Raw genomic sequence first — 20,901 nt, 5'->3', positions numbered from 1 at the left:
TCCTTGTCGGTGCGGGGGCCGGGTCGTTACGGGGTGGCGGTGAGCGCGCTGGGGTGCGCGGCGCGCAGGGCGTCGGCGAACTCGTCGACGGCCTGGAAGAGGTCCAGCTCCGCCTCGGGACGCAGCCGGTCGGGGCCGTGGCCCCGCTCGACGGAGGAGTCGAGGACGAACCGGCCGGCGGTGACGTGCCGGGCGCCGAGGGCGGCGAGCACGGGGCGCAGGGCGTAGTCGATGGTCAGGACGTGGGCGAGGCTGCCGCCGGTGGCCAGCGGCAGAAGCGTCTTCCCGGCCAGGCCGTCCTGCGGCAGCAGGTCGAGGAAGGCCTTGAGCAGACCGGTGTACGAGGCCTTGTAGACCGGGGTCGCGATGACGATGCCGTCCGCCTCGGCGACGGCTTCGAGTGCCCGGCGGATCTCCGGCTCGCCGCGCCGGGCGGAGAGCAGGTCGGCGGCGGGGAGGTCGCGGACGGCGAGGTGCGCGGTCTCGAACCCGGAGTGGGAGAGGCGGCGCAGCACGTGCTCGGCGACGACCTCGGTACGGGAGTGGAGGGACGGGCTGCCGGTGAGGGCGAGCAGCTGGGGCACGGGGGCTCCTTGGGTGTCGTACGGGGAGCGGACGGTCAGGTGGCCGAAGCGCCGGAGGCGATGCCGAAGGCGGGGTCCGGGACGGCCTCGGGGCTGATCAGCCGGGAGGGCTCGCCGTCGGGTCCGACCGGGACGTCCCCGTCGACGGTGACGCGGCGCAGGGTGCGCTCGTGGTCGTCGGAGTCGTCCACGCCGTAGTGCTGGGTGGCGCGGTTGTCCCAGATGGCGACGTCCCCGGCCCGCCACTGCCAGCGGACGGTGTTCTCGGGGCTCTCGATGTGGGCCTGGAAGAGGTCCTGGAGGATGCGGGAGTCGCGGCCGGTGAGGCCGTTGATGCGCTGGACGAAGTTGCCGAGCAGCAGGGTGCGTTCGCCGGTCTCGGGGTGGACCCGGACCACCGGGTGCTCGGTGAGGAACTTGGTGGAGGTGAACACCTCGCGGTACTGGGCCAGCGCCTCGGGCAGGGCGTCCGGCTTGAGGGCGGCGTAGTCGTACTCGTTGGAGTGGACGGCGCGCAGGCTGTCGGCGAGCGCCCGGAGCGGCTCGGGGAGGTTGCTGTAGGCGGTGGCGGTGTTGGCCCACAGGGTGTTGCCGCCGTACGGGGGGATGGTGACGGCCCGGAGGATGGAGAAGGCCGGGTAGGCGGGGACGAAGGTGACGTCGGTGTGCCACTGGTTGGCGCGGGCGCCGTGGTGGGAGTCGATGCCGAGGGCGTAACGGCCGTCGGCCGAGGGGACGGTGGGGTGCGCGACGGGCGCGCCGAGCAGCTGGGCGAAGGCCTCGTGGCCGGCTTCGTCGAGGTGGCCTTGGCCGCGGAAGAAGACGGCCTTGTGGGCGAGGAGCGCGGCGCGGATCTCGGCGACGGTGGCGGCGGGCAGGTCGCCGCCGAGCCGTACGCCGCCGATCTCGGCGCCGATGCGGCCGCCGATCTTCGTGACGGTGACGGAGGTGATTGCAGTGGCCATGGGAACTCCCTGGTTTATTTCCGCAGCGGAAGAAATAGGGGTACGGGGCAGCCCGGCGGGCAGGAGGTGGCGCGGGAACGCAGGCGCGACACGACGTGCCGGGGCGGGGCGGGGCGGGCGAGCGGGCTGCCACGGACGCATCGGGCGGCGGGGCCGCCAGGCGTGACGCCGGGCCCTTCGGAGCAGCCGGGCTCAGGCGCGGCGCGGGGCCGGACAGCGGCCCGGACACTCACCCGGCGCGGTACACGGGCCGGTGGTGTGGAGCCGCGGGACGAGGAGTTCGTTCGCGGACATGGCTCGGAGCGTGTCAGCGCCCCCGCCACCGGTCAACCCCCGGGACGGGCCACCCCCAGACCCCTCGCACTGCCCCCGTACACCCGCTGCGACCTGGCCTTTCCCCACACCGAGAGGGGTACGCCACCCCGCCCCCGGCGGCCGAAAACCGTGGCCGGATTTCACGGCCCCGCAACGCGGCCGCCACGCGCTCGCCCAGATCCTCAATCGCCAGTGGGACTGGCCGAACCCCACGATGCCAACGGGGTCGACCCGACGGGTTGGTCGGGGGCGGGGACGGGGTGGGGTGTGGGCCGGGACGTAAAACGTGATGTGTGGCGTGGCCAGGCCCGTAAGGGCCGAAGCCAGGGCCAGGGCGCCATAAATCATGCAGTCCCGGCCGACACCCCACCCCGGCACCGACCCCGACCCCGCCAAGCCCCCACACGGGCTCCGTCATGATCGCAGGACGCACCCCGCCCCCGAGGAGACCGTGTGACGCGTATGACCGGTGACGGCCGGGCGGCCGCCAATGCCGCCACCGTGCTGCGGACAGTCCTGGAGCACGGGCCCGTGGCCCGCAGCGGCATCGTCCGCCTCTGCGGGCTCAGCCCCGCCGCGGTCTCCCGGCAGACCACCGGCCTGCTCCGCAGCGGCCTGCTGCGCGAGCTGCCCGGCCCCGCCGACGGAGTGGGCCGCCCGCGGATCCCGCTGGACCTGCACACCGGGGCCGTCGGCGGACCCGTCGCCGCCGGGCTGCACATCGGCGTACCCGCCTCGACCTTCAGCCTCGTCGACCTGCGCGGCCGGCTCCTGGCCCGGCGGGCCTTCTCCCACGAGGGCCGCTCCCCGGCCGGCCTCACCGCCGACATCGCCGCCGAACTGGCCCGGTTCCTGGCCGAGTCCGACACCGGACGCCCGCGACTGGGCGTCGGCGCAGCCCTCGGCGGGTGGATCCGCCCCGACGAGGGCGTCGTCGTGCACCACCCCGTGCTGCGCTGGCGGCAGAAGCCCCTCGGTGCCGAGCTGTCCGCCGCCGTCGGACTCCCGGTGCGGGTCGACAACCACGCCCGGGCCGTCGCACGGGCCGAGATCCTTTTCGGCCGCCCGGAGGCCCGCCGCAGCCTGGTGCACCTGTTCATCGGCAACGTCGTCGACGCCGCCTTCGGCATCGAGGGGACCGTGCACCAGGGCCCGGGCTCGGCCGCGGGCGACGTGGCCCACCTGCCGGTGCCCGGGTCGCGGACGCGCTGCGCGTGCGGACGTACCGGCTGCCTGGAGGCGACCGCCTCCGACACCGTGCTGGGCGCCGAGGCGGTCCGCCGGGGCATCGTGCCGGACCCGTCCGTCGGCATGCTGGTGGACGCGGCCGCCACCGGCGACCCGCGGGCCGACCGGCTGCTGCGCGAGCGCGCCCGCGCCGTGGGCCGCGCGGCGGCTCTTCTGTTGGATGTCTTCAATCCCGCGATCATGGTCGTGACCGAGCTGTCGAGCGTCCTGCACGAGGGGTATCTGGAGGAGATCCGGGGCGCCGCGACGGAGTTCTCGCACGTCGGCGACGACCCCGCGCGGATCGTCGTACCGCACGCGGGCCCGGCCGTGCTCCCGGAGGCGGCGGCAACGGTGCTGCTCAGCCGGGTTTTCCAGGATCCGTTCGGCACGCTGTGAGAGGGCGAGATCACACCCGCCGGTATGGTGCCACCTGAGCGCCCTCCCCTACATTCGAGCCATGACGGTCCTGCCTGACGACGGGCTCTCCCTGGCCGCCGAGTTCCCTGACGCGACGCATGAGCAGTGGCAGCGCCTTGTAGAGGGCGTACTGCGCAAGTCGGGCAAGGAAGCCTCCGGCGAGGCCGCTGAAGAAGCGTTGTCCACCCCACTCGAGGACGGGCTCACCACCCGCCCGCTGTACACCGCGCCGCCCGACGGGACGGCTCCCGACACCGGTTTCCCCGGCTTCGCCCCCTTCGTACGGGGCGGCAGGCCGGAAGGCACCACCGCGAACGGCTGGGACGTGCGCCAGCGCCTCGCGGGCACCGATCCGGCACGCCTGAACGAGGCGGTCCTCGCCGACCTGGAGAACGGGGTCACCTCGCTCTGGCTGACCGTCGGCCCCGGCGGCATCCCCGTCGACGGCCTCGCCCGGGCCCTGGACGGGGTCTACCTGGACCTCGCCCCGGTCTCCCTGGACTCCGGAGCCGAATACGCGCAGGCCGCGCGAGCGTTCCTCGCCCTGTGCGCCGAGCGCGGGACGCAGCCGGCGGCGGTACGGGCGAGCCTCGGCGCCGACCCCCTGGGCCACGAGGCCCGTACGGGCGAAGCGCTCGACATGGCCGACGCCGTGTCCCTGGCCCGGGAAGCCGCCTCCGGCTATCCCGGGGTGCGCGCCCTGACCGTGGACGCCCTGCCGTACCACGAGGCCGGCGGCAGCGCCGCCGAGGAGCTGGGCCTGTCCCTGGCCACCGGTGTCGCCTACCTGCGTGCCCTCACCGGGGCCGGCCTGAGCACCGCGACGGCCCTCGGCCAGCTGGAGTTCCGCTACGCGGCCACGGCCGACCAGTTCCTCACGATCGCCAAGCTGCGCGCAGCGCGCCGCCTGTGGGCCCGTGTCGCCGAGGCCTCGGGGGCCCCGGAGGCGGGCGCCCAGCTCCAGCACGCGGTGACCTCGCCGGTGATGATGACCCGCCGCGACCCGTGGGTGAACATGCTGCGCACCACCGTGGCCTGCATGGCCGCGGGCGTGGGCGGCGCGGACTCGGTCACCGTGCTCCCCTTCGACAACGAGCTCGGCCTGCCGGACGCCTTCGCGCGCCGGATCGCCCGCAACACCTCCACGATCCTGCTGGAGGAGTCGCACCTGGCCCGCGTGATCGACCCGGCCGGCGGCTCGTACTACGTCGAGCGGCTCACCGACGAACTCGCCCACGCCGCCTGGGAGTTCTTCCAGACCTTGGAGAAGGCGGGCGGCCAGGCCGCCGCCCTGCGCTCCGGGCTGGTCGCCGAACGGCTCGCCGCCACCTGGGCCGAGCGCTCGAAGAAGCTGGCCAAGCGCCGCGAACCGATCACCGGTGTCAGCGAGTTCCCGCTGCTCTCGGAGAAGCCGGTCGTACGCGAGCCCGCGCCCGCCGGACCCACCGGCGGACTGCCGCGCGTACGGCGCGACGAGGCGTACGAGGCTCTGCGCGCCCGCAGCGACGCGCACCTCGCGGCGACCGGCGCCCGGCCCAGGATCTTCCTGGCCGCGCTGGGTCCGGCGGCCGCGCACACCGCGCGCGGCACTTTCGCCTCGAACCTCTTCCAGGCGGGCGGCATCGAGCCCGTGCACGATCCGGTCTCCGTGGACCCGGCGACGGCCGCCGCGGCCTATGCCGCGAGCGGCGCCGACGGCATGGCCGTGCTGTGCTCCAGCGACGCGCTGTACGAGGAGCAGGCCGCGGCGGTGTCCGAGGCGCTGCGCGCGGCGGGCGCCACGACCGTGTTCCTCGCGGGCAAGCCGGGTACCGCAGAGGCTTCCGTGGACGAGTACGTGTTCGCCGGCTGTGACGCCGTCGCCGTGCTGTCCTCCGTACTCGACCGGATGGGAGTGCCGTCTTGAGCATCCCCGATTTCTCCGAGCTGGCGCTCGACCCGACCGCCGCCGCCGGGGTGTCCGAGGACAACTGGCGCTCCGCGGTGAAGGAGTCCACCGGCACCGCCGCCTCCGACCTGCTGTGGGAGACCCCCGAGGGCATCGGCGTCAAGCCGCTGTACACGGGCCGGGACCTGGAGGGTCTGGACTTCCTCCAGACGTACCCGGGCGTGGCCCCGTACCTGCGCGGCCCGTACCCGACGATGTACGTCAACCAGCCCTGGACGATCCGGCAGTACGCCGGCTTCTCCACGGCCGAGGAGTCGAACGCCTTCTACCGGCGCAACCTGGCGTCCGGCCAGAAGGGCCTGTCGGTGGCCTTCGACCTGCCGACGCACCGAGGCTACGACAGCGACCACCCGCGCGTGACGGGCGACGTCGGCATGGCGGGCGTGGCCATCGACTCGATCTATGACATGCGGCAGCTCTTCGACGGGATCCCGCTGGACAAGATGTCGGTGTCGATGACGATGAACGGCGCGGTGCTGCCCGTTCTCGCCCTGTACATCGTGGCGGCGGAGGAGCAGGGCGTCTCCGCCGACAAGCTCGCCGGGACCATCCAGAACGACATCCTCAAGGAGTTCATGGTCCGCAACACCTACATCTATCCTCCCAAGCCCTCGATGCGGATCATCTCCGACATCTTCGCGTTCACCTCGCAGAAGATGCCGCGGTACAACTCGATCTCCATCTCCGGCTACCACATCCAGGAGGCCGGGGCCACGGCCGACCTGGAGCTGGCGTACACCCTCGCCGACGGTGTGGAGTACCTGCGCGCCGGTCAGGCCGTCGGGCTGGACGTGGACGCGTTCGCGCCGCGCCTGTCGTTCTTCTGGGCGATCGGCATGAACTTCTTCATGGAGGTCGCGAAGCTGCGCGCCGCCCGCCTGCTGTGGGCGCGCCTGGTCAAGCAGTTCGACCCGAAGAACGCCAAGTCGCTGTCGCTGCGCACGCATTCGCAGACCTCGGGCTGGTCGCTGACCGCGCAGGACGTCTTCAACAACGTGACGCGTACGTGCATCGAGGCGATGGCGGCGACCCAGGGCCACACCCAGTCGCTGCACACCAACGCCCTCGACGAGGCGCTCGCGCTGCCGACGGACTTCTCGGCGCGCATCGCCCGCAACACCCAGCTGCTGCTCCAGCAGGAGTCGGGGACGTGCCGGTCGATCGACCCGTGGGGCGGCAGCGCGTACGTCGAGAAGCTGACGTACGACCTCGCCCGGCGTGCCTGGCAGCACATCGAGGAGGTCGAGGCGGCCGGCGGCATGGCGCAGGCCATCGACGCGGGCATCCCGAAGCTGCGCGTCGAGGAGGCCGCGGCGCGTACGCAGGCGCGGATCGACTCGGGTCGGCAGCCGGTGATCGGCGTGAACAAGTACCGCGTCGAGAACGACGAGGCGATCGACGTACTGAAGGTCGACAACTCGTCGGTGCGCTCGCAGCAGATCGCCAAGCTGCGGCGGCTGCGCGAGGAGCGCGACGAGGCCGTCACGCAGGACACCCTGCGGGCGCTGACGAACGCGGCCGAGCGCGGTGACGGCAACCTGCTCGCCCTGGCGGTGGACGCGGCGCGCGCCAAGGCGACGGTGGGTGAGATCTCGGACGCACTGGAGAAGGTGTACGGGCGGCACGCGAGCCAGATCCGTACGATCTCGGGTGTGTACCGCACCGAAGCAGGCGAGTCCCCGTCCGTGGAGCGCACCCGCGCCCTGGTCGACCGGTTCGAGGAGGCCGAGGGCCGCCGTCCGCGCATCCTCGTCGCCAAGATGGGCCAGGACGGCCACGACCGCGGCCAGAAGGTGATCGCGACCGCCTTCGCCGACCTGGGCTTCGACGTGGACGTCGGCCCGCTGTTCCAGACCCCGGCGGAGGTGGCCCGCCAGGCCGTCGAGGCGGACGTCCACGTGGTGGGCGTCTCGTCGCTGGCGGCCGGCCACCTGACCCTCGTACCGGCGCTGCGCGAGCAGTTGGCGGAGGAGGGCCGCGAGGACATCATGATCGTCGTGGGCGGGGTCATCCCGCCGGCCGATGTCCCCACGCTGCTGGAGATGGGCGCCACGGCGGTGTTCCCGCCCGGAACGGTGATCCCGGACGCCGCCCACGACCTGGTGACGCGGCTGGCCGCGGATCTGGGCCACGAGCTGTAGGCGGCGGCCGGTGCCGAAGATCGACATCGAGGCATACGCGAAGGGGGTGCTCGACGGGAAGCGCGCGTTCATCGCGCGCGCGATCACGCTCGTCGAGTCCACCCTGCCCGCTCACCGGGTGCTGGCGCAGGGGCTGTTGACGGAACTACTGCCGCACGCGGGCCGGGCCCGGCGGATCGGCATCAGCGGGGTGCCGGGGGTGGGCAAGTCCACCTTCATCGACGCGTTCGGCACGATGCTGACGGGGCTCGGCCACAAGGTCGCGGTCCTCGCGGTCGACCCGTCGTCGAAGCGCACGGGCGGCTCCATCCTCGGCGACAAGACGCGGATGGAGCGGCTGTCGGTCGACCCGGCGGCCTTCGTCCGACCGTCGCCCTCGGCGGGGACGCTGGGCGGGGTCGCGAAGGCCACCCGCGAGTCGATGATCGTGATGGAGGCGGCGGGCTACGACGTGGTCCTCGTCGAGACGGTCGGCGTGGGCCAGTCGGAGACCACGGTGGCGGGGATGGTCGACTCCTTCCTGCTGCTCTCCCTGGCCCGTACGGGCGACCAGCTGCAGGGCATCAAGAAGGGCGTCCTGGAGCTGGCGGACGTCCTGGCGGTCAACAAGGCGGACGGCCCGCACGAGCGGGACGCGAAGGCGGCCGCCCGTGAACTGTCGGGCGCGCTGCGCCTGATGCACCCGGCCGACGCGGCGTGGACCCCGCCGGTCCTGACGTGCAGCGCCCGCGAGTCGGCGGGCCTGGACGAGGTGTGGAACCGTCTCGAACAGCACCGCACCCTGCTGGAGGCGGGCGGCCGGCTGACGGCGAAGCGGGCGTCCCAGCAGGTGGAGTGGACCTGGTCGATGGTCCGCGAGGAGCTGCTGGAACGGCTGCGTTCGGACCCGGCGGTACGGGAGCTCGCACCGGGCCTGGAGGAATCGGTCCGCGCGGGCTCGGTCACCCCGACCTCGGCGGCGGACCGGATCCTGGCGGCGTTCGGGAACTGACGGCGGGACGGGCGGCACCCCCGGGTGCCGCCCGGTCACTCGATGTGCAGATCCACCGACGGCGGGAGCAGGTCGGCGCCGCGGATCGGGACTCCGCCCGATGCGATGTAGACCTGCTGAAGCCGGGCCAGTCCGGCCAATGGTGCGACGTCAATGCCGGTGTCGCCCTCCGTCGCGACGTCCGCGATGAGCCGGCAGTCTTCCAGTCCGGTGAAGGCCGCGGGCAGTCGGTGGACGGCCGCTTGCAGAACTCGTTCCCCGCCGCCCCCGACGAGGATCAGAGTGCTGACGTCCGGCAGCACCGCTCCCGCCGGAAGGGCATCGAACGACGTGGCGGAGACGGTCAGGTACTCGAGGGAGCCGAGGGCGCGGATCTCATGCCAGTCGGCTTCCGAGCCGGGACCGGACTCGGCGTTGAGCACCAGGCGCCGGAGACCGCAGAGCACTCCGATCCCCTTGAGCCCGTTCACGGGACTCACTTCACCGTCCACGGTCAGCCACTCAAGAGGTGCGCCCGTGGGCAGAGCCTCGGCGGACCAGCTCATGCCGGAAGGACCGCGGACGTTCAGGGATTCCAACTGGGAGAGCTGAGAGACCTTGCGCAGGTCGAGATCGGGTCGGGCGCCGGTGATGTCCAGATACCGGATCGGCAGGCCCTCGATCCCGTCCAGGTCCGTCAGGCCCGGGCAGTGGCCGATGCCGAGGAATTCCAGGGCGGACTGCCCCGCCAGGAAGCCCAGGTCGGGCGCGGTGTCGTTCGAGTACGTGATCTCGGTGAGGCTGTACCGGCCGATGTACGTCGCCAGGTGGTCCGGTGACACGTCGTTCCTGATGTCCAGGCGGGTCGGCCGGAGTCCGAGGCGGTCCAGATGACTGAGCTGTTCGTCGGACTGCACCGTGTAGAGGAGATCGGCCGGGTCCAGCTGTGCGATGACCTCCTCAGCGTATCGGGCACTTTCGAACCGTGACCACGCCCACACGAGCTGGGAACGGACCGGCAGGGAGGGGTGCTTGGCGAACTGCGCGAGGAAGGAGATGGCAGCGTCCGACGTCACGTGGGAGGCCGCGATCACCACGTAGTAGGCGTCGACCTGATCAAGGTTCTCCGGGCCGGGGAGCAGGCCCAGGATGAGCGGACCGGCTTCGGACAAGGCGCGTGCCTCTTGCTCGTTCCCCGGCGGGATGAGAGTGCCGGTGCGCGACTCGACGGCCGCGCGTACCTCCGGGTCGAGCGTGGTGGCGTGTTCGAGGCAGGCGGCCGCGAGCAAGTACACGCGGGCCTCGGTGCGCTTGTCGGGGGAACGGTCTCCCAGAGCGAGCAGGTCACGGATGATCGTGACGCGCTCGCCGGGCCGGGCGAGGGCGACAGCCATCCGGATGACGTCTTCCCACTGGTCGTCGGCGGCGTGGCCGGCGAGTAGGCCGAAGTCGCCCTCCTCCACGGCGGCCCGCGCACCGAGGAAGTCCTGGAAGGTGCGGTGGACGAAGTCCACGGTGCCGGGCGTCGGTTCCCGCAGGAGCCCGCTGCGCTGGAGGAAGTGCGCGAAGACGACGCGCGCTTCACCCAGAGCTGCCGCTTCCGGGACCGAGGGCAGAGCGCGGGCGATGATGTCCTCCGCGCGGGAACGGTCCATCTCCGTACGGCCGTTCTTGATCAGCCAGTACGCGAGCCGTTGGAGCAGGTCGAGCTGAGGCTCCTCCCGGAGGTCCGGGCCCGCCATGTCGCGCTCGCGGTCCCGGCGGCTCAGCAGCATCGAGAGGGCGGCCTCGTAGAGGTCCTTGCGGCCGTGCGGGAGGTAGCCCCGCCGGTCCCGGTGGAGAGCGCAGATCAGCCCGCACATCAGGGGGTTGGTCGCGAGCCGGCCGAGATCGGGTTTGGTGCGCACGGCCGCCAGGAGCTGGGCCTGGTACTCCTGGAGGACGGCATCGTCGTCCGTTCCGACGTGGGCCGCCTTGTGCCACCGCTCGATGAACGTAGCGATGTCGGCGGGGCCCATCGCGGACAGCGTCAGCTCGGTGAAGTCGTCCCCGGCGAGCCAGTCCGCCCCCACGGCGGAGGGGCGCGAGGTGACGAGCCAGCGGTTGTCACCGTCGTAGGTGTCCATGAGGTCCCGCAGCCAGCCGCGGGTCCGCTCGCGCTCACGGTCGGGGATCTCGTCGATGCCGTCGACGAGGACCAGGCCCCGCCCGGTGGCGAGGACCCGGTGCACCCAGCCGTCCGGCTGGGCACCTCCGAGCGGACAGCCCGCCGCGGCCAGGAAGTCCTGGGGCAGCGGGAGCCGCTCGCCGTGGCGCGTCAGGGTCCGCAGCGGCAGGACGAACGGGATGCGGTCGTACAGGTACTCCATCTGCGCAGGGAGGTCCTGGCGGGCGGCGGTGACGGCCAGCCACTGGACCAGCGTGCTCTTGCCGGAGCCGGCCTCGCCCCGGAGCAGGACACGGTGGCTGCTGGCCAGGGCCTGGTCCGCGGGCTGCGGACCCGAGGCGTCGCGGTACGCCTGGCGGAACACGCGGCGCGCCGTCCGCGCCGCCTGCGGATCGGTGGAGGCGGTGAGATCGAGCCCCGCGCCGGCCAGTTCCGGAACCTCGACGACGTGGTCGAGGGACACGCGCCACTGCGACGTCGCTTCCAGGCTCAGGTACGCCGCGTCCAGCGGCCACCGCGTCGGGGAGTTGCTGAGGTCGATCCCGTAGATCGTCAGCTTGCCGTGCCTCTTGGCCACGTACGGCAGGTACACCTGCTCGAAGGCGGCGTCCTCGGCGCCCGGCAGGGGCGCGCGGCGGATCAGTTCGTCGACCTTGGCCGTCAGCTCGGCGATCCCGCGCGTCTGCTGTACGAGGGCGTGGGCGACGAACGTCGAGCGCTGCGTGAAGAAGTGGAGGATGTGGAGGCAGGCGGCTTCGAGCAGCCGCTCGTAGAAGTACGTGGCGTCGGTGCTCAGTTGGGCTTCGGGCCGGCCGCTGACCCGGCGCAGCTCCCGCGCGAGGGCTTCGGAGCCGAGCCGGACCGCGTCCAGATCGGTCAGTGTGATGTCGCCCAGCGCGTGCAGGGTGGTGGCCAGGGCGTCGGCCACCGCCTGCTGTTCGTCGGCGGGGATGGGGCGCTCGCCCGTACGGAGGGCCTGTTTGACCAACTTGGCCGCCAGGTCGTGGAGATCGGATTGCGTGAGCGAGCGCTTCTCGCCCCTGAAGGACACGTGACCCGAGATCCGGACCGGTTTGTCGACGAGACCGGCGCCAGGGCCTTCGGTGACGAAGAGCTTCCTGACGAGCGGGGCGATGGCCGCCGAGGCGAGTCGGATGCCGATGGTCCCGGGTTCCATGCGTCCCCCCGTGGCGCGATGACCGATGCACCGGATCCTATGGCGCCCCGGTCATACCGCGCTGAGGAACGCTGCGGGACAGCCCTCAGGCACCGATCAGGACCGGGCCCTCGGAGGAGAGGGTGTCGCGCAGGATGCGGTTCTGCTCCGCGCCGTCGGTGGAGGCGAGCAGTGCGGAGAGCACCGCGATGCGGGCCTGGCCCGCGCGCAGGGTGCCCGTCGGTACGGCTCCGGCCGCGACCAGGTCCACGGCGCCGCCGTGGGTGTAGATCTCGGTGACCGGCCCGGCCATCACGCGCGTGGTGAGCGCGACCAGTACGCCGCGCCCGATGGCGGCCCTGACGGCGTCCACGATCTCGGGGGTGGCGTTGCCCGCGCCCGTCCCGACGAGGACGATGCCCCGCGCGCCCGCCGCGACGGCGGCGTTCAGCAGCACCGCGTCGCCGTCGGCGTGGTGCACCACCACGTCGACGCGCGGCGGGAGTTCGGGCATCGCGGGCAGCGGGAGCGGGGCGGGGCGCTGCGGTGTGCGCAGGATCGCGACCTTGCCGAAGCCGACCTTGCCGAGGAGTTCCTTCGAGGGGTCGGCGAACGCGTCCAGCGCCACGGCCTGGCTCTTCACCGTGCCGCGGGCGGCGTGCACCCGGCCGGCGAAGGCGATCAGCACGCCCAGCCCGCGCGTGGTGTCGGCGGTGAGCAGCGCGTCGTAGAGGTTCTCCGGCCCGTCGCCGTCGGCGGTGCCCATGGGCCGCTGCGAGCCCGTGAACACCACGGAGCGCGGGTCGTGGTGGTGCAGGTCGACGAGGAACGCGGACTCTTCGAGGGTGTCGGTGCCGTGCGTGACGACGATGCCGTCCACGCCGGGATCGGCGAGCACCTCGTGCACGGTACGCAGCAGGGTGAGCTGGTGGGCGGTGGTGAGCCGCGGGCTGTTCACGCTGAACAGGTCCACGAGCTCGACGGTGATGCCCTCGGGCAGCGGCGCGGTGGCGACGACCTCACTGCCGTCGGCGTCCGCCGCGAAACCCGAGCCCTGCCAGCGGCTGGCTATCGTCCCGCCGGTGCTGATGACGACGATCCGTCCCATGGCCGTGGCCGCCCTTTCCTCGTATTCCTCGTCACCCGTACAGGTGAACTCGCACACGCGCGCGAAACAGCAATCATAGAGAGATCTACGCGCAATGTGATTGCTTCTTTGGCCCCTCCTGTCACACTGGCTGGGTGATAATTGCGCAATGGATGCCATCGACCGGGATATCTTGCGTGAGCTCCAGGCGGACGGCCGCCTCAGCAACCAGGAGCTCGCCCAACGCGTGGGCCTGACCCCCTCCCCCTGCATGCGCCGGGTGCGGCAGCTGGAACAGGACGGGGTGATCCAGGGCTACCGCGCCGTGATCTCCCCCGAGGCGGTGGGCCGCGGTTTCGAGGTGCTCGTCTCCGTGGAGGTGCGCCGCGACCGCGAGGCGGTCGAGGCCTTCGAGGCCGCCCTGCAGGACATCCCCGACGTCGTCGAGGCGTACCGCCTCTTCGGCAGTCCCGGCTGCCTGCTGCGGATCGCCGTCGCGGACCTGCGCGCGTACGAACGCCTGTGGATCGAGAAGCTGACGGCGCTCGAAGGGGTCACCGAGGTCAACTCTCAGATCATCATGAAGCGCATCAAGGAGCCGACCGGCCTGCCCGTGGAACGCTGAGCGCGGACAGCGCGGACGGGGATGCGCAACGGGGCGGCAGCGACCCCCCGGCCGCTGCCGCCCCTGTCCTCACGGCCTGCGGCCGCCGCCTGGCTACCTGCCCAGGCGGCGGCGGTACGCGCGCATCGACAGCGGGAAGAAGACCACGACGAAGCCGGCCATCCAGGCCAGACCGCCCAGCAGCGGCCCCGTCAGCGAGCCCTCGCCCAGCAGCAGCGAGCGGTTGACGTCGGTCATCAGGGTGACCGGGTTGATGTTCACCCAGACCTGCAGCCAGCCCGGCATGGTTTCGGCCGGGGCGAAGACGTTGCTGCCGAAGCTGAGCGGCATGACGGCGCCGATCAGGACACCGGGGACGGCCGCCGGAGTACGGACCAGGATGCCCGCCAGGATCGCCATCCAGCACACGGACAGGCCGAAGGCGATCATGAGGACGACCGCCAACAGCACGGCGAGCGGATTGGTCTGGATCCGGAAGCCCATCAGCGTGCCCACGCCGAGGACCACGGCGACCGACAGGAAGTAGCGGGCCACGTCCCCGATCACGATGCCCGCCAGCGGCGCGGAGCGGGCGATGGGGAGGCTGCGCAGGCGGTCGAAGAACCCCTTGGAGATGTCCGTGCACAGCGCGACACCGGTACCGATGGTGACGAACAGCGGGCTGAACACCAGCAGACCCGGGACGAGTTGCTGGAGGTAGCCGTCGCGGTCGCCCCCGGCGATGGCGCCGCTGAACAGGAACGTGAACATGAACAGCATCAGCAGCGGCTGGAGCGTCACGTCGACCAGGGCGTCAGGGTTCTTCCTGAGCTTGGTGACGTTCCGGGAGGCCAGGGACAGCGCGTTGCCGACGGCTTCCAGCGGGCCGATGCGGCGGCGCGCCGCACGGGTGGGGGTCGTCATCGAAGCTTCTCTTCCGTGAGGGGGGCCCGTACGCCGCCCGGGCTGGTGATCGCGAGGAACGTCTCGTCCATGGTGGGCAGGCGCAGCCCGAGCTCGTCGAAGGCCACGTCGGCCGCTTCGAGCTTGTGGACCAGGGCGGACAGGATCACCGGGTCCTGGACGGGCACGGTGAGACGGCCGGTGTCCTCGTCGCGGGCGGGCAGCTGACCGGTGAGGCCGAGCATGATCTCGGCGACGGTGTCCACCTGGTCGCGCCGGGTGGCCCTGACCTCCAGGGTCTGGCCGCCCGCCATCCGCTTGAGTTCGTCCGGGCGGCCCTCGGCGACGACCGTGCCGTGGTTGAAGACGGTGATGCGGTCGGCGAGCTGGTCGGCCTCTTCGAGGTACTGCGTGGTGAGCAGGACGGTGACCCCGCCCGCGACGAGGCCCCGGACGGTGTCCCAGACCTCGTTGCGGCTGTGCGGGTCGAGCCCGGTGGTCGGCTCGTCCAGGTAGAGCACCGAAGGCCGGCCGACCAGGCTGGCCGCGAGGTCGGCGCGGCGGCGCATGCCGCCCGAGTACGTCTTCACCGGGCGGCCCTCCGCCTCGGTGAGGCCGAAGTCGGCGAGGAGCTCACGGGCCCGGGACCGGGCGTCGGCGGCGGGCAGCCGCAGCAGCCGGCCGATGAGCGTGAGGTTCTCGACGGCGCTGAGCTCCTCGTCGAGCGCCGCGTACTGGCCCGTCAGGCCGATCACGCCGCGCACCCCGACCGGGTCGCGGATCAGGTCGTACCCGCCGACCGTGGCCCGGCCGGCGTCCGGGGTGAGCAGGGTCGCGAGGATGCGTACGGCGGTCGTCTTCCCGGCCCCGTTGGGGCCGAGGACACCGTGGACGGTGCCGGCCGGCACCGCGAGGTCGACGTCCCGCAGGGCCGTCGTCTCCCGGTACCGTTTGACCAGTCCCTCGGCCTCGATCGCGAGCGGCATGGGAGTTTCCCTTTCGTAGGCTGGCGTGCGAGATGTTTCCACCCGCCTGATCGGCGTCACAAGGTCATTAAGGCCTCGCCTAATCGCCCCGCTCAGACGGAATGCTGCGAGCGCAGCAAGTCGCCCACGCGGAAGGCGAGTTCGAGGGACTGCACGGCATTGAGCCGCGGGTCGCAGGCCGTCTCGTAACGCGTGCCGAGCTGCCCGTCGAGAATCTCCTCCAGATCACCGCCGAGGCATTCGGTGACGTCGTCACCGGTGAGTTCGAGGTGAATTCCCCCGGGATGGGTGCCCTCTTCACGGTGTACCGCGAAGAATTCGGCCACTTCGGCGGTGACATCGGACAGCCGGCGGGTCTTGTAGCCGCTGTCGGAGACGAAGGTGTTGCCGTGCATCGGGTCACATGCCCATACCGGGACGTGTCCGGCGGAGCGTACGGCGTGCAGCAGCGGTGGCAGCAGGTCCGCGGACCTGCCCGCGCCGAGGCGGGTGATCAGGACCAGTCGGCCGGGTTCCCGGTCCGGGTCCAGCCGTTCGCACAGTGCGCGCAGGCCCTGCGGAGTGGTGCCGGGGCCGACCTTGACGCCGACCGGGTTGCCGAGCCCGGACAGCAGTTCCACGTGGGCGCCGTCGGGGTCGCGGGTGCGGTCGCCGATCCAGAGCATGTGGGCGCTGGTGCCGAACCAGGTGCGGCGGCGCTCGTCGTACCGGGTCAGGGCCTCCTCGTAGGGCGGCAGCAACGCCTCGTGGGAGGTGTAGAGCTGGATCCGCTGCAGGGCGGAGAGGGCGCGGGCGTCCACCCCGCAGGCGGTCATGAACCGCAGGGCCCGGCTGATGTCGTCGGCGGCCGATTCGTAGCGCCGCCCGGCGGCGCTGCGCCGGACGAACTCCTGGTTCCACGCGTGCGCCTGGCCGAGGTCGGCGTATCCGCCGAGGGTGAGCGCGCGCAGCACGTTGAGGGCCGCCGAGGAGTGCTGGTACGCGCGCAGCAGCCGGTCCGCGTCGGGACGGCGGGCCTCGGCGGTGAACTCGGGCGCGTTGACGATGTCGCCCCGGTAGACGGGCAGCTCCTCGCCGCCGATGGTCTCGGTGGGACGGCTGCGCGGCTTGCCGAACTGGCCGGCGACGCGGCCGACCTTCACCACCGGCAGGCCGGATCCGTACGTGAGCACGACGGCCACCTGGAGGATCACGCGCAGCTTGCTCCGGATCCCGTCCTCGGTGCAGGAGGCGAACCGCTCGGCGCAGTCCCCGGCCTGGAGCAGGAAGCCCTCGCCCGCCGCGACGCCCGCGAGCGCGCCGCGCAGGCCCATGATCTCGTCGGGCAGGACCAGCGGGGGCTGGAAGGCGAGGGTGCTCTCCACCCGATGCAGGGCTTCGGGGTCGGGCCAGTCGGGCTGCTGGGCGGCGGTCCGCGTGCGCCAGGAGCCGGGGCTCCAGGAGCCGGTGTCGGCAGGCGCGTCCGCGGAGACGGCCGACGGGCTGCTCACGGTGGCGGTGGCGGTGGCGGTGGCGGTCATCCGATCAGCTCCTTGATCACGGCACCGGGGTGCGCGGCTCGCATGAGGAGTTCACCGACGAGGACGGCGTCCACCCCGGCCCGTTCCAGTGCGCGGGCGTCCTCGGCGCCACGCACTCCGCTCTCGCCGACCATGACCCGACCGGGGCCGACCCGGTCGCGCAGCCGGGCACAGAGCGTGCGGTCGATGGCGAAGTCCCGCAGGTCGCGGTGGTTGACCCCGATGACGGTGGCGTCCGCGGCGAGCGCGGCGTCCACCTCGGTCTCGTCGCGCACCTCGACGAGCGGCTGCATGCCGAGCTGCCGGGTGGCGGCGACGAGTTCGGCCAGGCGCGGCGCGCTCAGGGCGGCGGCGATGAGCAGCAGGGCGTCCGCGCCCAGTGCCCGGGCCTCCAGGACCTGGTACTCGTCGACGACGAAGTCCTTGCGCAGGAGGGGGACGTCCACCTCGGCGCGGACCGCGGCCAGGTCCTCCGGGCTGCCGCCGAAGCCGGCCTCGTGAGTGAGGACGGACAGTGCGGCGGCCCCGCCCGCGGCGTAGGCGCGGGCCAGTTCGACGGGCCGGTAGTCGTCGGTGAGGGGCCCCTTGGAGGGGCTGCGGGGTTTGAGTTCCGCGATGACGCCGAGGCCCGGGGCCCGCAGGGCGGCCGCGAAGTCGCGGGGTGCGGGCGCGGCGGCGGCCCGTACGGCCAGTTCCGCCACGGGGCAGGCGGCGCGGCGGCGTTCGGTCTGCTGCCGGGCCTGGTCCACCAGGGTGCCCAGGACCCCGGTCAGGACCCCGGCCTGCTGTGCGGCGCTCACGCGGACACCTCCAGCTCGGCTCCGGCGAGCTGCCGGGAGACCGCGACCCACCGGTTCAGCAAGGTTGCGGCGGCTCCGGTGTCGAGGGCCGCGCGGGCCGCGGCGAGGGCCTCGTGCCAGGTACCGGCCGCGTCCGCGACGCGCAGCGCGGCGGCCGCGTTGAGCAGGACGGCCTCGCGGGCGGGTCCGCGCTCCCCGGCCAGGACCCGGCGGATGACGGCCGCGTTGACGGTACGGTCGCCGCCGGCCAGGTCGGCGGGGGTGTACGGGCGCAGGCCGAGCCCTGCCGGGTCGAAGCGGTACGCCGTACGGGTGCCGTCGGGCAGCAGCTCGACGACGCGGGCGGCGGCTCCGGTGCTGAGTTCGTCCATGCCGTCCTCGCTGTGGAAGACCATCGCGCGCCGGGCGCCGAGCCGGGCCAGCACCTCGGCCATCGGCTCGACCAGGTCGGCGCTGGGCACCCCGAGGGTGCGCAGCCGCGCCCCGGAGGGGTGGCAGAGCGGGCCGAGCAGGTTGAAGACGGTTCGGGCGCCCAGCTCGCGGCGCGGCGCGGCGGTGTGCCGGAACGCCGGGTGGAACCGGGGGGCGTACAGGAAGGTGATGCCGGTCGCGGCCAGGCAGTCGGCGGCCTCGCGGGGGCCCAGGTCGATGCGGACCCCGAGCTCCTCCAGCACGTCGGCGCTGCCGCAGGCCGAGGAGGCGCTGCGGTTGCCGTGCTTGGCGACGCGGACTCCGCAGGCGGCGGCGACGATCGCGGAGGCGGTGGACACGTTGAAGGTGTTCAGGCCGTCGCCCCCGGTGCCGCAGGTGTCCAGCACGTCCCCGCCGAGCGGTACGGGCGTCGCGAACTCCTGGGCGGCGCGGGCCATTCCGGCGAGGTCGTCGACGGAGGCGCCGCGCACGGTGACGGCGAGGGCGAAACCCGCGATCTGGGCGGTCGTGGCCTCGCCGCGCATGATCGTGCGCATCGCGGAGGCGGCCTCCGCCTCGGTGAGGGACCGCCGGGCGACGGTCTTCAACAGGTCAATCAAGGCTGCACTCCAGGAAGTTGGCGATCAGCTGTTTGCCGTCGGGGGTGAGCACCGACTCGGGGTGGAACTGCACGCCGAAGGTGGGGTGGTCGCGGTGGCGCAGGCCCATGAGGGTGCCGTCGGCGGTGTGGGCGTTGCCGGCGAGTTCGGCCGGCAGGCTGTCCGGGTCGACGACCAGCGAGTGGTAGCGGGTGGCGGTGAACGGGTCGGGCAGTCCGGCCAGGACGCCGGTGCCGTCGTGGTGGACCGGGGAGGTCTTCCCGTGGACCGGGGCGCCGCGGACCACGCTCGCCCCGAAGGCCTCGGCGATGGCCTGGTGGCCGAGGCAGACGCCGAGGATCGGCAGCCGGCCGCTGAGCGCGCGCACGGCCTCGACGCAGATCCCGGCGCCCGCCGGACTGCCCGGGCCGGGCGACAGCAGGAGCAGGTCGTAGGCGGCGAGTTCGGCGACGGTGGTGGCGTCGTTGCGGAAGACCTCGGGTGCTCCGCCCATCTCGCCGATGTAGTGCACCAGGTTGTAGGTGAAGGAGTCGTAGTTGTCGAGGACCGCGACGCGGGGTACGGGGGGCGGGGTGCTCACGCGTGGGCCTCCGCCCGTCGTACGGCGGTGATCATGGCGCCCGCCTTGTGCAGGGTCTCCTGGTACTCGGCGCCGGGGTCGGAGTCGGCGACGATGCCCGCTCCGGCCTGTACGTGGACCTGGCCGTCGGCGACGACCATGGTGCGCAGCGCGATGGCGAAGTCGGCCTGGCCGTCGTGGCCGGCGAAGCCGAGCGCGCCGCCGTAGACGCCGCGGCGCTGCGGCTCCAGCTCGGCGATGATCTCCATCGCCCTGATCTTGGGCGCGCCGGAGAGGGTTCCGGCGGGGAACGCGGCGCGCAGGGCGTCCAGCGGGGTGCGGCCGGGCGCCAGCCGGCCGGAGACGGTGGACGACAGGTGCATCACGTGGGAGAACCGCTCGACGCGCATGACCTCGTCGACGGTGACGCTGCCGATCTCGGTGACCCGGCCGAGGTCGTTGCGGCCGAGGTCGACGAGCATGACGTGCTCGGCGCGTTCCTTCTCGTCGGCGAGGAGTTCGCGCTCCAGCGCGAGGTCGATCACCGGGTCGGGGTGGCGGGGCCGGGTGCCGGCCAGCGGGCGGGTGCGTACCCGGCGGCCCTCGCTCTTGACGAGCAGTTCGGGCGAGGCCCCGATGACGTGCCGGCCCCCGCCCAGGCTCAGGTGGTACATGTACGGCGAGGGGTTGGTGGACCGCAGGTGCCGGTAGAGGTCGAGGGGTTCGGCCTCCAGCGGCTTGCTCAGGCGCTGCGAGAGCACGATCTGGAAGGCGTCCCCGGCCGCGATGTGGGCCTGGGCCCGCCGCACCCGGTCGCGGAACTCGCCCTCGGTGAGGTTGGCGGTCCAGCCCGCCGTGGGGTCGGCGACCGGGACGGAGGGCAGCAGCGGGCGGCCGGAGATCCGGCCGGCGGGGACGGCCGTGCGCAGCCGCCGGGCCATGGCGTCGATCCGGGCGACCGCCTCCTCGTACCTCTCGGCGGCCGGGCGGTGCAGGGTGATGAGCAGGACGCGCTGGGTGGCGTGGTCGAAGACGACCAGGTCGTCGGCGATCAGGAAGGCGGATTCCGGCAGCCCGGGTCCCGGGCCCGCGGCGAGCGGCAGTTCCTCGAAGTGGCGTACGGATTCGTACCCGAGGTAGCCGACGACCCCGCCGTGGAAGGGCGGGAGTCCGGGCACGGGCGCCTCGGACGCCGCGAGCCGGCCCTGGAGGGCGGCCAGCGGGTCGCCGTCGGGCAGCGCGAGCGGTACGGGGCGGTGGCCGACGTACGAGTAGCGGGCGACGCCGCCGGAGACGGGCACGCTCTCCAGCAGGAAGCCGGGCTCGTCGGACCCGCAGAGCAGCGCGAAGGCGGCGACCGGCGTGAGGGTGTCGGTCAGGAACTCCTGCCGGACGGGGACCACGTCGTGGGTGCGGGCCAGGGCGGCGGTGGCGGCCCGGTCGGGCACGGTCGCGGGGTCGTCCGCGAGGGCCGTCCCGGTGGCGGCTTCGGTGGGAGCCGGCACAGGTGTCCTCCAA

At 72.8% G+C, this 20,901-nt stretch carries 16 protein-coding genes; 5 read left to right on the top strand and 11 right to left on the bottom strand.

The features are described 5' to 3' along the window. Positions 1–26: 26 nt before the first annotated feature. A complete protein-coding gene (ssuE, locus tag OG737_RS23700) occupies positions 27–584 on the bottom strand; it encodes an NADPH-dependent FMN reductase (protein ID WP_328928149.1) in 558 nt (185 codons plus the stop codon). Positions 585–619: 35 nt separating this feature from the next. After that, positions 620–1,549, bottom strand: coding sequence for a TauD/TfdA family dioxygenase (locus OG737_RS23695; protein ID WP_328928148.1), 930 nt, complete (start codon positions 1,547–1,549; stop codon positions 620–622). 777 nt (positions 1,550–2,326) lie between these two features. Between OG737_RS23695 and OG737_RS23690 the strand changes: the two genes are divergently transcribed. From OG737_RS23690 to meaB, 4 genes are all read left to right on the top strand, one after another. Beyond that, complete coding sequence (locus OG737_RS23690; RefSeq protein WP_405681338.1) at positions 2,327–3,490, top strand: ROK family protein; 1,164 nt, start codon at positions 2,327–2,329, stop codon at positions 3,488–3,490. Between the two features lie 61 nt (positions 3,491–3,551). Further along, positions 3,552–5,417 (top strand): methylmalonyl-CoA mutase family protein, encoded by a 1,866-nt coding sequence (locus OG737_RS23685; RefSeq protein ID WP_405678081.1) that lies wholly within the window; start codon positions 3,552–3,554, stop codon positions 5,415–5,417. Further along, complete coding sequence (gene scpA, locus OG737_RS23680; RefSeq protein ID WP_328928146.1) at positions 5,414–7,600, top strand: methylmalonyl-CoA mutase; 2,187 nt, start codon at positions 5,414–5,416, stop codon at positions 7,598–7,600. The genes OG737_RS23685 and scpA overlap by 4 nt, the downstream gene beginning before the upstream one ends. A gap of 10 nt (positions 7,601–7,610) precedes the next feature. Continuing rightward, positions 7,611–8,591, top strand: coding sequence for a methylmalonyl Co-A mutase-associated GTPase MeaB (gene meaB / locus OG737_RS23675; protein WP_328928145.1), 981 nt, complete (start codon positions 7,611–7,613; stop codon positions 8,589–8,591). Between the two features lie 35 nt (positions 8,592–8,626). On the opposite strand, the gene OG737_RS23670 is transcribed toward meaB, so the two are convergent. Further along, positions 8,627–11,914: an NACHT domain-containing protein gene (locus tag OG737_RS23670; RefSeq protein WP_405921944.1), complete on the bottom strand. Its 3,288-nt coding sequence runs from the start codon at positions 11,912–11,914 to the stop codon at positions 8,627–8,629. An 85-nt stretch (positions 11,915–11,999) separates the two neighbouring features. After that, complete coding sequence (locus tag OG737_RS23665) at positions 12,000–13,001, bottom strand: asparaginase (protein WP_405921943.1); 1,002 nt, start codon at positions 12,999–13,001, stop codon at positions 12,000–12,002. Between the two features lie 148 nt (positions 13,002–13,149). Here OG737_RS23665 and OG737_RS23660 point away from each other — a divergent pair, with 148 nt between their 5' ends. After that, positions 13,150–13,605, top strand: a complete 456-nt coding sequence (locus OG737_RS23660; protein ID WP_328928143.1) for an Lrp/AsnC family transcriptional regulator — start codon at positions 13,150–13,152, stop codon at positions 13,603–13,605. Between the two features lie 93 nt (positions 13,606–13,698). Here OG737_RS23660 and OG737_RS23655 read toward each other — a convergent pair whose 3' ends face one another. The 7 genes from OG737_RS23655 to OG737_RS23625 form a co-directional block, all read right to left on the bottom strand. Then, a complete protein-coding gene (locus OG737_RS23655) occupies positions 13,699–14,508 on the bottom strand; it encodes an ABC transporter permease (RefSeq protein WP_328928142.1) in 810 nt (269 codons plus the stop codon). Beyond that, positions 14,505–15,473 carry an ATP-binding cassette domain-containing protein gene (locus OG737_RS23650; RefSeq protein ID WP_328928141.1) on the bottom strand — a complete coding sequence of 323 codons (969 nt, stop codon included), beginning with the start codon at positions 15,471–15,473 and terminating at the stop codon, positions 14,505–14,507. Before OG737_RS23650 ends, OG737_RS23655 begins: the two co-directional genes overlap by 4 nt. Before the next feature lie 92 nt (positions 15,474–15,565). Further along, positions 15,566–16,993 carry a class II 3-deoxy-7-phosphoheptulonate synthase gene (locus OG737_RS23645; RefSeq protein ID WP_405921942.1) on the bottom strand — a complete coding sequence of 476 codons (1,428 nt, stop codon included), beginning with the start codon at positions 16,991–16,993 and terminating at the stop codon, positions 15,566–15,568. Continuing rightward, positions 16,990–17,793, bottom strand: coding sequence for an indole-3-glycerol phosphate synthase TrpC (gene trpC, locus OG737_RS23640; RefSeq protein WP_328928139.1), 804 nt, complete (start codon positions 17,791–17,793; stop codon positions 16,990–16,992). Before trpC ends, OG737_RS23645 begins: the two co-directional genes overlap by 4 nt. Further along, positions 17,790–18,815: an anthranilate phosphoribosyltransferase gene (trpD, locus tag OG737_RS23635; protein WP_405922443.1), complete on the bottom strand. Its 1,026-nt coding sequence runs from the start codon at positions 18,813–18,815 to the stop codon at positions 17,790–17,792. Before trpD ends, trpC begins: the two co-directional genes overlap by 4 nt. Position 18,816: 1 nt before the next feature. Next, positions 18,817–19,404: an anthranilate synthase component II gene (locus OG737_RS23630; protein WP_405921941.1), complete on the bottom strand. Its 588-nt coding sequence runs from the start codon at positions 19,402–19,404 to the stop codon at positions 18,817–18,819. Beyond that, positions 19,401–20,888: a chorismate-binding protein gene (locus OG737_RS23625; protein ID WP_328928136.1), complete on the bottom strand. Its 1,488-nt coding sequence runs from the start codon at positions 20,886–20,888 to the stop codon at positions 19,401–19,403. The genes OG737_RS23630 and OG737_RS23625 overlap by 4 nt, the downstream gene beginning before the upstream one ends. Between the last annotated feature and the right edge of the window lie 13 nt (positions 20,889–20,901).

The organism is Streptomyces sp. NBC_00122, assembly GCF_045160845.1.
GTDB lineage: Bacteria > Actinomycetota > Actinomycetes > Streptomycetales > Streptomycetaceae > Streptomyces.
The sequence above is the reverse complement of the archived record's forward strand: the minus strand, read 5'-3'. Positions and strand labels throughout refer to the sequence as shown.